Origin of the sequence: Salinivibrio costicola subsp. alcaliphilus, assembly GCF_001996185.1 — a bacterium.
GTDB lineage: Bacteria > Pseudomonadota > Gammaproteobacteria > Enterobacterales > Vibrionaceae > Salinivibrio > Salinivibrio costicola.
Window position 1 is genome coordinate 1 of sequence record NZ_MUFR01000193.1, and the last position, 291, is coordinate 291.

The 291-nt window shown below is 57.4% G+C and carries 1 protein-coding gene; it reads left to right on the forward strand.

The window, feature by feature from the left end:
* Positions 1–174: 174 nt before the first annotated feature.
* Positions 175–291: IS66 family insertion sequence element accessory protein TnpB (gene tnpB / locus BZJ21_RS16895; RefSeq protein ID WP_168169638.1), on the forward strand; the 117-nt coding region annotated here is incomplete at its 3' end.

Below are 291 nucleotides of genomic sequence, written 5' to 3' on the forward strand. Positions count from 1 at the left end.
TTACTGGCAGAAAAAGCTCACAACATCATCCACCGAGCCCGAGAGCGTCATTGTTCCCGTGTCAATGTCTTCATCGCCGATGACGTTGGTGGTCGAAACGCCCAGTGGCTACCGGGTCTCCGTCCATGACGCCTCGGCCATCGCGCTGTTACCGCAAGTGATGAAGTGCCTGCCATGATCCCCACACCAAGCGGCAATGTGTACCTGGCCACCGGGAGCACCGACATGCGCAAATCCATCAATACACTAGGCTTATTGGTCGAAGACGTACTGGCGCTCGATCCGGTCGGG